Annotated in this window: 10 protein-coding genes; 5 read left to right on the forward strand and 5 right to left on the reverse strand. The window is 42.0% G+C overall.

Annotated features, from left to right (window positions below; genetic code table 11):
• Nucleotides 1-127: 127 nt before the first annotated feature.
• The 3 genes from L0B18_RS12330 to L0B18_RS12340 all read right to left on the reverse strand — a co-directional run bounded on the left by L0B18_RS12330 (nucleotide 128) and on the right by L0B18_RS12340 (nucleotide 3,384).
• Complete coding sequence (locus tag L0B18_RS12330; RefSeq protein ID WP_234572086.1) at nucleotides 128-2,395, reverse strand: TonB-dependent receptor; 2,268 nt, start codon at nucleotides 2,393-2,395, stop codon at nucleotides 128-130.
• Nucleotides 2,396-2,480: 85 nt separating this feature from the next.
• Complete coding sequence (locus tag L0B18_RS12335; protein ID WP_234572087.1) at nucleotides 2,481-3,002, reverse strand: hypothetical protein; 522 nt, start codon at nucleotides 3,000-3,002, stop codon at nucleotides 2,481-2,483.
• Nucleotides 3,003-3,108: 106 nt separating this feature from the next.
• A complete protein-coding gene (locus L0B18_RS12340) occupies nucleotides 3,109-3,384 on the reverse strand; it encodes a hypothetical protein (RefSeq protein WP_234572088.1) in 276 nt (91 codons plus the stop codon).
• Between the two features lie 221 nt (nucleotides 3,385-3,605).
• Here L0B18_RS12340 and L0B18_RS12345 point away from each other — a divergent pair, with 221 nt between their 5' ends.
• The 4 genes from L0B18_RS12345 (at nucleotide 3,606) to L0B18_RS12360 (ending at nucleotide 7,687) form a co-directional block, all read left to right on the forward strand.
• Nucleotides 3,606-3,938 carry a hypothetical protein gene (locus L0B18_RS12345; RefSeq protein ID WP_234572089.1) on the forward strand — a complete coding sequence of 111 codons (333 nt, stop codon included), beginning with the start codon at nucleotides 3,606-3,608 and terminating at the stop codon, nucleotides 3,936-3,938.
• Entirely contained in the window at nucleotides 3,938-5,416 is a 1,479-nt protein-coding gene (locus L0B18_RS12350; protein ID WP_234572090.1) for a dihydrolipoyl dehydrogenase family protein, read from the forward strand. The genes L0B18_RS12345 and L0B18_RS12350 overlap by 1 nt, the downstream gene beginning before the upstream one ends.
• Before the next feature lie 113 nt (nucleotides 5,417-5,529).
• The gene (gene ggt, locus L0B18_RS12355; RefSeq protein WP_234572091.1) at nucleotides 5,530-7,362 is read left to right on the forward strand and encodes a gamma-glutamyltransferase; all 1,833 of its coding nucleotides are present in this window, start codon (nucleotides 5,530-5,532) and stop codon (nucleotides 7,360-7,362) included.
• 43 nt (nucleotides 7,363-7,405) lie between these two features.
• Nucleotides 7,406-7,687: a GlsB/YeaQ/YmgE family stress response membrane protein gene (locus L0B18_RS12360; protein ID WP_234572092.1), complete on the forward strand. Its 282-nt coding sequence runs from the start codon at nucleotides 7,406-7,408 to the stop codon at nucleotides 7,685-7,687.
• 63 nt (nucleotides 7,688-7,750) lie between these two features.
• On the opposite strand, the gene L0B18_RS12365 is transcribed toward L0B18_RS12360, so the two are convergent.
• On the reverse strand, nucleotides 7,751-8,485 hold the full coding sequence (locus L0B18_RS12365) for a ribonuclease H-like domain-containing protein (protein WP_234572093.1): 735 nt from the start codon (nucleotides 8,483-8,485) through the stop codon (nucleotides 7,751-7,753).
• A gap of 123 nt (nucleotides 8,486-8,608) precedes the next feature.
• Entirely contained in the window at nucleotides 8,609-9,604 is a 996-nt protein-coding gene (locus tag L0B18_RS12370; RefSeq protein ID WP_234572094.1) for an asparaginase, read from the reverse strand.
• A 184-nt stretch (nucleotides 9,605-9,788) separates the two neighbouring features.
• On the opposite strand from L0B18_RS12370, the gene L0B18_RS12375 reads away from it, so the two are divergent.
• On the forward strand, nucleotides 9,789-11,912 hold the full coding sequence (locus L0B18_RS12375) for an elongation factor G (RefSeq protein ID WP_234572095.1): 2,124 nt from the start codon (nucleotides 9,789-9,791) through the stop codon (nucleotides 11,910-11,912).

Consider the following 11,912-nt stretch of genomic DNA (forward strand, 5'->3'; position numbering starts at 1 on the left):
TTCGTTGCCTTTAAAGAAGGAGGCGTTCAAGATAAATATCTTTTAAGCCAGTCGTATAAATAAATTGTATTCATTATATGAACAGTTGTTTCTGTTCAAACCATTCAGAGTTGTATTTCACATATCATCAGAAATAGATTCGGTAAAGCATACTTATGTTTCTGCCCGGAGCAGGAAATACATCTTTGATTCGGGAAAGATGATCTCTGTACGTAGTATCCAATAAATTTGAGCCGCTCAAGGAAATGGTATGCAGAATTTCTCCCGTTGAGAAACGATATTGAAGGGTGGCACTTAACAGGTTGTAACCCTTTGTTTCCGTTTCAAATTCTCCAAGCCTGGTTTGCTTATCCGAAAGTTTGTAGCGTGTAGTTGCCGTGAAGTTTTTCTTTGAATATTGCATATAGATGGAGCCTTGCAGCGGAGGAATCATGGGAAGGGGACGTGTATCGCCATTATAACCCGTTATGGCCTGTTCCTCTTCACTTACATCTCTTTCGGCTACTGTATATGAAAGGGATACACCAACACTCACCTCATTTGTAATCTGTACGTCACCGGAAAATTCAACTCCGTAAAACATGGCCTCTTCTCCTACAAATTGGTAATTGTTAAGTGAAGGGTCGGAAACGCTTTGATCACCGGTATCACGGGCATAAAGATAATTTTGGAAATCATTTCTATAGCCGGCCAGTTCTGCATTAAACCGGTTTGATCTGTATCTCAGAAATAATTCCAGCCCAATTCCACGTTCTGCATCCAGATCCGGATTTCCAATTTCAAAACTGTAAGCTGCGAGATGCGGGCCTTCTGAGAAAAGTTCTTCCAATGTTGGAGCGCGAAACGAGTATATATATGTTGAGCCAATAAAAAACCGATTTCTGATTCCATAAATTGCTGAGGCAGAAGTAGATAGCGCAGAAAAATCTCTTTGTCTTATTTCACCGATCCGGGAAGAAACCCGTTCTTCTTTTGGCTTCGCTTGTACATATTCAAAGCGCGAACCAAGTTCATAATGCAGGTTTCCGGCATCACCTTGCTGTATGATGTAAGCTGCTCCACTATACTGGTTTGAATCAGGGGTTCTGGCTCCAAAAATGGCATAGTCCTGCCATTCTCCCCAAAGACCTATGGAGCCTCCACTAAAAATTCCCCATTTTTTGTTATGAACTTTTGTTGAGGCATGAGCCGTAAGATTACCAAATTCCGTACCTACGGATCCGTTGGATTCAAGTTCAATATGGTTATAGTTGACAAACGAATACCTGGCCTCTGCCAATCTGAAGAAGGGATGATCAAAGATTCGCTCTCCGCGAACATCAAACTGGTATTTTGTCATTTCAATATCCACTCCGCTGGGGTGTCCGCCTAACGGATCCGGAGGAATTCCATATTCCGAATAAAAATAGGAACCGGATACGCCGATGTATCCTCTGTTCCCGATATAACTGACACCGGCAGTATTATGTGTGTTTAAGATAGCTGAGTTCTCAACATTACCTTCCGGTGTCGAAAAATCGGAACCTGTTCGCGCATTGACATCCAAATTCATCGCAAATTTACCAAGTGGAAGGGAGGCATCGAATGCACCGGAAGCTTCATTATTAACCGTTTTCCCCTGGAGTGAAGCAGAGCCCGTGATTGAATTTGGAACAGACGTGGGAATCTGATTACGAACAACATTTATCACTCCGCCAATAGCATTGGCTCCATAAGCTAAAGCTGCGGGGCCTCGCGCAATTTCAATCTCTTCTGCTCCCATGGGATCAATTGTGACAGCATGATCGGCAGATTGAGCCGATACATCCCCGGTTCGTTCACCATCCTGTAATATCAGGACTCGTTCGTCACCAAGACCTCGAATCACGGGGCGACCGGGAGCAGGTCCGGAAGACCGTTCACTGAATCCCGGTTTATTTTGAAGAGTTTCGGATAGTGTCGTTCCCAGATTTCTCCGCAGTTCCTCTCCCAGAATTTTAGTGGATACATGTTCCAATCGGGAGCCTGCAGTGGATTCCGAATCACCCGTTACTGTAATTTCCTCACCCATAACAGAGGCTGGCTGAAGGGATATGCTAATGGATTGAGTTTCGCTACCCACTTCAATTTCACGATGCCAATCACGAAAACCCAGTCTGTGAACAGCTAATGTATAGGTTCCGGGCGGTACATTTTGAAATTGAAATTCGCCGTTTCTGTCCGCAGTAATGGCACGGTTTATTTCTTCCAGGTGAATGTATGCAAAGGGGACCGATTCGCCTGAGCTCGCATCTTTTACCGTTCCGCTAATACTTGCTGAGGAAGTATTTTGGGCGAATGCTGCATCAGGGAAAAAATTAAAAAATGTTACTAATATAATTATGAATAAGTGGGGAGTAAGTATAATCTTTTTCATAGAAGTGATAGAAAAGGGGAGAACGTTTTAATTCGGAACAGGAATTAAAAAAGGCCCGCATTTTCACAGGCCTTTTAAGAGTTAATTAATGGTCGTGATCACCATCTTCATGATCTCCTTCTTCAACATGGAATTCTATAGCATTTTCTTGGTCAACCGTAGGTGTACTGAGATGCGAATGATCTCCATGCGCTAACATAAACTGAACTTTGGTTCCACCTTCTGCAAGTGGAACGAGGTGAAAGCTCCATCTTCCGTCCTCGGTATGTTGTTCAATTTCAAGAATATTTTCATCGCCAATAACCCAGTCAAGATTATAACCGTCTTCTAAGTCTTCGGCGTGGACATGATCTCCATGGTCATCCAAAAATTCTACCTCAAAATGGTACTCTTCTCCCACATGATAGTGAAGGTGTTCGAGTTCGGAAACTTCTCCATTAACATATTGGATAACAACGTCTCCATCATGAATGAGTTCAAGTCCGGTTGGGTCTTCGTGTTCATGTTCGTCATCATCAGATCCAACAGAATTTGAGCATGAAGTGAAAATGAGAAGCGAAAAAGTAATTGCAATAAAAACAGAAGTTTGTGAAATAAATTTATTCATCTCAATAAAATTTTATATGAAACACCGGCATATCTATCGTATAGATCATAGACCGATGAGTAGGTTTTAGTTTGAATAAAACCCTGGTAAAATCAGGGCAGAAGAATCAGGCAATTAATGATGCGAGGGGAGGAGCCCGATAATTCTGGATAGAGATGAGTGGATCCGGCAGAATAAAAGAAGGAATATCGATCTGAAATAAGCTGTAGTGCAGCCCAATAGAATAATCTGCATTATGATTTACTTCGTAAGTAAATTGAGATGCACAGATCGGACAAAAATTGTGATCCTGAAAGATCGTCTGCTGATCCGAAGAAATGTCGTACGAATCTGAGTGCAGATGCACAGATGAACTGAAAAGTCCGGTGAGGACTAATATCAATAGAGAAATTGATAAGAATCTGTTTTTTCTGCTCATAAGTCGTGGAGAAAATATCGCTTGTAATATTACAATAGCAAATTCTTATTTAAAAGCATTTGTAAAACTTTTTACACAACGAATACAAAGTCAAAATTATTGAATTGTAAACGTTATTTGATGAATTACAGATATCTTAGATTTATTCCTTACGTTCTCACAAATAGAAACCTAAATGTTTAAGTATGGAATGGCTGCAAAGTCTTAGCAATTGGTTTTTTAGTCTCAGTGAAAACTATGGAGTAAATCCGTTTATTTTTGGCGGAATTTATATTGGTGCTATTCCTTTTTTTACAATCTCGGTTGCCTGGGGTGTGAGAAATTATAAAAGAGGATTATCAATTGTTTTGCCCGTTTTGAGTACATCTTTTTTCTTTATATCTGCTTATTTGTATTTGCTAATTGCCGGAGAGAATGTTCCTGTATGGGTTTATTTAATCGTCATTGCAATGCTGGTTTATGGTGGATGGGCAACGTACAAGAAAGTTCAATCCCAAATTAAAGAAGAGCCTACCTGATGAAATATATGTACGATTCTGCGGTAATTGGTGGAGGGGCGGCTGGTCTTACAGCGGCCGGAATTTCTGCGAATTTCGGAGCGAAAACGATTATGATAGAGAAAGACCGGCTTGGCGGAGATTGTACCTGGACCGGATGTGTGCCCAGTAAAACACTGATCAAAACAGCTTCAGTTTTACACTTGGCCAAAGAAGCTGAAAAGTTTGGATTGAAATTCGACCTGCGTAGTGTTGACACAAAAGAAGTGATGAAACATGTGGATCAGGTTCGCCGGGAGGTTTATGAAGATGCTGACAAGCCCGAGATTTTTGAAGAGATGGGGATTGATGTTGAATTTGGTGAAGCATCATTTGTGGATGATCATACCCTGAAAATTCTATTGATGACTGGAGAAGAGAAAACGATCACTGCAAAATACTTTTTTATTTGTACGGGAGCGAAAGCCTCCGTTCCACCCATTTCGGGCCTGGAAAATGTAAACTATCTGACGAATGAATCTCTATTTGAAATTGATGATCTGCCTTCAAAACTCGTCATTATTGGAGCCGGGCCGATTGGAACAGAGATGGCACAAAGTTTTCAACGTTTGGGAACGGACGTTCATGTTCTCGATATGGCTCCAAGAATTTTGATGAATGATGATCCCGACCTCACTGAAATGTTGATGGATCAACTCAAATCAGAAGGAGTAAAGTATTACATGAATGTTTCGGTGAATCAGGTTGAGCAGAACGGGAAAGGAGTAAGAATCCATTATTCATCTCATAAAAAGACATTTTCGATAGAGGCGGATGCCATCTTACTTGCAACAGGCAGATCTCCAAATCATCATTCTCTAAATCTCGATGCCGCCGGGGTTAAGTTTGGTAAAAAGGGGATTTCCGTTAACGAAAAATGCAGGACCAATCAGCGCCATATTTATGCTATTGGAGATGTAACCGGCGAATATCAATTCACACATATGAGTGAGCATATGGCGAAAGTGGCAACATCGAATGCACTTATAAAAGTGCCCATGAAAATCGATCGAAAACATGTGCCGTGGGTAACCTATACAGATCCTGAATTGGGCCACATCGGGGCTACGGAAAAAGAATTAAAGGACAGGGGAGAAAGCTTTGAAGTCTACCGATTTCTTTTCAGTAAAATGGACCGGGCAATTACCGATGGAAATTCAACCGGCCTGATTAAAGTTTATGCAAAGAAATGGAGTGGTAAAATTCTCGGAGCTTCCATTCTTGGCGCTCATGCCGGAGAAATGATTTCACAATATGCATTAGCCATGAAAAATGGTGTTTCACTTCGTGAGTTTGCCGATACCATACACCCTTATCCAAGTTATGGTCTTGGTGCTCGACGGGCGGCCGACCAGTGGTATATCAAAAATCAATCGGAAACACTTGTTAAATGGATTCAGAGAATTTTCCGGTATAAAGGAGATATTCCGGATTACAGTGATCCGAATCGCATCGTATAACTTTAGCGAAACAGGCATTATTCTTGTAAATGGATGATGTTGTTCTCATATTCCTACTTGATCTAAACCCCACCCAATCATTGATAAGAAATTTAAGTGTTCATATAAACTCTATGGCTTACAATAAACTAAGGACTTTTAAAACACCTATTCTTGCATCTTTTCTGCTGGTCACCTTTGTTTTTTCTGCATGTAAAACGCAGAGCCAAAAAACGGGAATAGCCTATCAAATCCCGGAACCTCCTGAAATCTCCTCAGGATACACCGAAAAACCGGGATGGGAAACTGAAGAATTTGCCGTTGCCTCAGCAAATCCGTTATCAACCGATGCCGGCTATCAAATTATACAGGCGGGTGGAAATGCAGTGGATGCGGCTGTAGCCGTTCAGCTTGTTCTCACGTTGGTAGAACCTCAATCCAGTGGAATTGGTGGCGGAGCCTTTTTCCTGATGTGGGACGGTGAGGAAATCCATGCGTTTAATGGCAGAGAAACGGCTCCATCCGGTGCTACTCCCGAACTTTTTTTGGATGAAAATGGTGAAACTCTTCCTTTTGGAGATGCTGTAAGGAGTGGAAAGTCGGTCGGGGTTCCCGGTACTTTAGCTTTGATGAAAAAGATTCATGATGAATTTGGAGAATTAGCCTGGGAAGATGTATTGGCACCTGCTATAACATTAGCTGAACAGGGCTTCAATATAACTCCGCGTCTTCATGCAATTCTTGCTGATGACGAATCGCTGCGAAATGATGAACTTGCTGGAAAATTTTATTTCGATTCAGATGGAAATGCTCACCCGGAAGGATATTTACTAAAGAACCCGGCATTAGCTCAAATTCTGCGAAATGTAGCTGATGAGGGCATAAGTGCTTTTTATGAAGGAGATGTTGCGCAAGATATTGCTCAGAGAGTCCAGAGCCACGAGCGGCCCGGTTCCATGACTGCTGAAGATTTGGCCAATTATCCTGCGCTGGACCTGGAAACGGAAGAGATGTGCAACAACTGGAAAACATACGAGATTTGTGGGTTTCCTCCGCCGGCTTCAGGGCATTTGGCCATCATGCAAATCCTTGGCATTATGGAACATCTGGAGAATCCTGAAGTTTCATTTCAAGATTCAATACCATCGCCTGAATGGCTTCACCAGTATCTGGAAGCGGCCAAACTGGCGTTTGCGGATCGAAATCAATATGTGGCGGACGAACGATTTGTAGAAGCGCCCGACGGAAACTGGCAGTCGATGTTAAATCCTGAATATTTGACAACACGTGCAGAATTGATTCAGAGCAATGCAACGATGGAGAAAGCTGAACCCGGTGTGCCGGGGGAAATGCAAAGCATGTACGGAATCCAAAAAACGCAACCGGAATTTGGAACCAGTCATATCAGTATTGTAGATCGTGATGGAAATGCGGTAGCTATGACCACAACCATTGAAAGTGGATTTGGAAGCCGGATTATGAGTGATGGCGGAACAGGACTCCCCGGAGGATTTATGTTAAACAATGAATTGACTGATTTCTCTCTGAATCCAGTGGATGAGGATGGTAATTTGATCGCAAACAGGGTAGAAGCTGGAAAACGTCCACGATCCAGTATGGCGCCAACCTTGGTATTTGATGGTGAAAGTGGAGAATTCCTGGCGGCAGTCGGTTCACCCGGTGGCACGTCCATTATTCATTACACAGCAAAATCTATTGTGGGAATGTATGACTGGAATTTGAATGCACAAGAAGCCGTTGATCTCCCGAATTTTGGAAATTATAACGGCCCTTCAGTACTGGAAGAAGACAGATTTCCCGCAGAACTTATTGAAGCGCTGGAAGCAATGGGACATCAAATTGTAGTTCGCCCCATGACAAGCGGACTTCATGCCATTCAAAAAACTGAAACCGGATATTTCGGGGGTGCCGATCCCAGAAGAGAAGGTGTTGTGATGGGAGAATAGGAAATAGTTTTAACTCAAAATCAACGAACAAAAGGAGTGAATTATGGGACTGATTGAATTTTTAATTTTGCTTTTAATTGCCGGAATATGCGGATCTATCGGACAGGCCATTGCCGGATTTACCCGAGGCGGATGTCTTGTCTCGATTGTTGTGGGCTTTATTGGCGCTCTACTCGGTTCATGGCTCAGCGTTCAATTGGGGCTTCCCGAGTTCTTTAACATCCAGGTGGGAACCAGTAATTTTCCGATTATCTGGTCCATTATCGGTTCAATTATATTTGTTGCGATTGTTGGGTTGATAACAGGCCGAAGAGCCAGAATTTAATGATTGCACATGAGTTAAGTCATCGGATGAATGTATTCAGCATGAAGCTAAATCTGGAATAGATTACTCATCCGATGACTCTTTTGTATCATTTTGTGCCTGAATTTCTTTGAGTTTACCAACGGCTCTTTCATTCAGGTTTTCGAACACTTCTTTGGAGATTTCGCCCGTTGTGAATTTCATTCGTAACCAAACAACATACGTTGCCATCACATCTTCGTAACAGTAATGTTCAATCTCTTCCAGTTTTCCATCGCGGTACATTTGGAGCACTTCATTTCCCTCCGCGGTTTGTTTGAATGGAACGCCGATCAGTTGGCCAAGATGCTTTAATTTGGGATAAGAGCTGGCACCGTAATTACTGAATTCATCCATCAAATCGATGTTTACTTTGCTGAATCGGTAGCGAATATCGTAGTGGCTGAGCCGTAGCGGCATCTGAATATTATGTTTCATGGCGCGATAAGTGATCAGCGGCAAATCAAATCCCCGGCCATTGTGGTGAATCAATCCAAAATCTTTATAGGTGAGAAGCGTATCAAATAATTTGTTTAATCCGTCAGCTTCATCATCGCCATTCCAGCTAACTTTTTGAACCGGCTTTCCGCTATTTTCAACCCAAAGCCCAACCCATGAGATCATTCGATGGTACATGGGCGGCAAAAAACCGGATGAGTTTCTGGCCAGTTCCTCACTCGCAAAAATCAGGAGATCATCTTCTTCGAGATCGGGTTCGTTGACAACAGTTCTGATAAATGGAAAATCGGGGACGGTTTCAACATCAAATACAAAAAACATGTGTTTTGAATTATTTAAAATTTGGAACCTTCAAGCGTCCGAAGGTCCTTGAAGCGTTCTTTACTAAGAATGATCGTGACGCTCGAAGGATCCCGAAGCATCGGGTACACTTCAATGTCACTTTTAACTTCTCTCGCCGGCAATTGATTGTTGGAATGTATCAATAAATTCGGAATCAGAAAGATTTCGCGCCAAAAGGTTCATTGTTTTCGTTAACGTTGCCTCCATGGTCATTTCTCCCGCACTGAGGGCTCCTAATTTTTTAAGTGCTTTTCCGCTTGCATAGTGGGTTAAATCCACAGAATCGTAGGCGGCTTGAGACGTTATCATTACGTGACAGTTTTGATGAATGCATTTTTCTACGAATGGAAGCAAATTATACTCTCCTTTACTTGGAATATTACCACTGCCAAAAGCTTCGAGAATGACTGCTTTGGTTTGATCGAGATCAAAAAACTCTAAAAAAGCCGGGTTTAGATTTGGATATATTTTAATCACCTGAACGGCATCATCAAAATCTGAGTAACATTTTCTTTCCAAAGAATGACTTTCAAGAAGATCGGCTGATAACTCTATATGGATTCCTACTTCTGCCAGCGGAGGATAATTGGGCGAGGCAAAGGCATCAAAATCGCCAATGCTCATTTTGGTTGAACGATTTCCCCGATACAGATGATCGTTAAAACAGATCGCAACTTCGTGAATATCATAAGTGGCAAGCTCAATGGCATTAATAAGATTTCTGCGGGCATCACTTCGAATGTTGCTCATGGGCACCTGGCTTCCGGTCAAAATTACCGGTTTTGAAATATTCTGCAGCGCAAATGAAAGGGCAGAAGCGGTGTACGCCATGGTATCCGTTCCGTGGAGAATGACAAAACCATCGAACTCATCAAACTGCTTGTCAATCTGTTCGCTCAGTTTATTCCAATGGTATTTATTGATGTCGGAACTGTCCTCAAAAAATACATTCTGAATCTTGATTTCAGCAATTTTCGAAAGTTCGGGCATCTCTTTATAAAGAACGTCTGTCCACTTATCTGGGTCGAGTTCATTGCCATTTTCATCGAAATGCATGGCGATAGTACCGCCGGTTTGAAGCAGAAGAATTTTTTTCATGTTGATTTGATCATCAAGCCTTCTAAATTATAAAGATCAGTTTTGATTCATGAGTGGAAATAAAGTATAATTTTAATAGGATGCATGTTTAAGAATATCGCATCCGGTTTCTATTCAGAAATCACCATGGATTATAAATTAAGAGTTACAAGAAGTAATCATCTAAGAAAAATTTGGAGCTGTAATGAAAGTATATGAGCCAAAAAATATAAGAAATGTCGCTCTCCTCGGGCATTCAGGATCAGGGAAAACAACACTTGCCGAAACGATGATTTTTGAATCTGGTACATCCCGAAAAAGAGGGAACATTCAAAGTAAAAATACACTCTCCGACTACCACAGCATTGAAAAAGAGAAAGAAAAATCAATATACGGATCACTCCTTCATCTCGATTGGCGAGGTACGAAAATCAATTTAATGGATACTCCGGGGTCCAACGATTTCTGGGGACAAGTTTCTGAATCTCTTCACGTAGCCGATACGGCCGTTTTTGTACTGAATTCTGAATCTGGTGTAGAAGTTGGAACAGATGCGTTCTGGAAAGCGGCGGAAAGGCGATCGCTTCCATCACTATTTGTTGTAAATAAACTGGATAGCGATAAATCAAATTTCCAAAATGCAGTGGATATGGCAAAAGAGCATTTTGGGCGCGGTGTTGTAGTTGTACAATATCCGTATAGTGAGGGAGATGATTTTCACGCGATTATTGACGTCTTAAAAATGACGATGTATGAATTTCCCGAAGATGGTGGGCGACCCGATAAATTACCGATCCCGGAATCACAGCGGGCACAAGCTGAATTGCTTCATAATGAGTTGGTAGAGGCTGTTGCTGAAAATGACGAAACCCTGTTGGATCTCTATTTTGAACACGGCGAACTGGATGAATACCAGATGCGTGACGGACTTCAGATGAGTCTTTTAAACCGTGATATTTTTCCTTTGTTCTGTTCGTGTGCTTCAAAAAATATGGGAACTGGACGAATTCTCGGATTTTTGGGAAATGTGGCGCCATCACCGTTGGAATCCAAAACAGAACTCAGTAATGGAGAGACTTATGAGCTTTCCGAGGATTCTCAACCTTCGGCCTTTGTATTTCGATCATCTTCAGAAACGCATGTTGGCGATCTTACTTATTTGAAAGTTACAGGAGGCACAATTTCTCAGGGAATGGATTTGGTAAACAAACGAACAGGCAATAGCCTTCGGATTGGCTCGCTCTATATCAACCAGGGACATGACCGAACGGAAGTGGATGAAGTTCATACAGGCGATTTGGCAGTTGCCGTTAAACTCAAAGATCTCCAGACCAGTGATACTCTTGCACCCAAAGACAGCGATATTCAATTTGCTCCTGTCAATTATCCTGACACAACCATCAGAAATGCCATTAAGTTGAAAATTGAAGGAGATGAAGACAAGCTTGGGAATGCATTAAGCCAGATTCAAAAAGAAGATCCTTCGCTATATGTGGAGCATAGCCAGGAGTTGCAGCAAACTATTTTACATGGTTTAGGGGAAGAGCATTTAAATGTAATTCTTCATCAGCTGAAGGATAATTATAATCTTGATGTTGAATATATCAAGCCGAAAATTCCTTACCGCGAAACCATCACTAAAAAAGTGGACGCTCATTACAAGCATAAAAAACAAAGTGGTGGGGCAGGTCAATTTGCAGAAGTTTACATTTCTATTGAACCCTGGTATGAAGGAATGCCTGAACGAACGGACATTAAGGTTCGTGATGTACAAGAGATTGAGCTGGAATGGGGTGGTAAATTGGTATTCCAAAACTGCATTGTTGGCGGTGTGATAGATAACCGGTTTATGCCGGCAATTCTGAAAGGGATTATGGAAAAAATGGCAAATGGCCCAATGAGCGGTTGCCGTGCGCGTGATATTCGTGTGTCCGTTTATGATGGTACGATGCACTCTGTTGACTCTAATGAAGCTGCCTTTAAAACGGCTGGACTCATGGCTTTTAAAGATGGTTTTATGCAGGCTTCTCCGCAACTTCTGGAACCACTATATGAAATTGAAGTGACTCTGCCCGCCGATTATATGGGGGATGTGATGAGTGACTTAAGCTCCAGGAGAGGGCAGATCCAGGGAATGGATGCGGAAGGTTCCATCCAGAAAATTAAAGCGATTGTACCTTTGCAGGAATTGGATCAATACACAACACGATTGAAATCCATGACGCAGGGAAGTGCAACTTACTCAAGAAAATTCCATAGTTATGGACAAGTTCCGCACGAAATCCAGAAACGGGTGATTGAAGAAACGTTAGAAGCAGAAATGACCTGA

This window comes from Rhodohalobacter sp. 614A (assembly GCF_021462415.1).
Lineage (GTDB): Bacteria > Bacteroidota > Rhodothermia > Balneolales > Balneolaceae > Rhodohalobacter.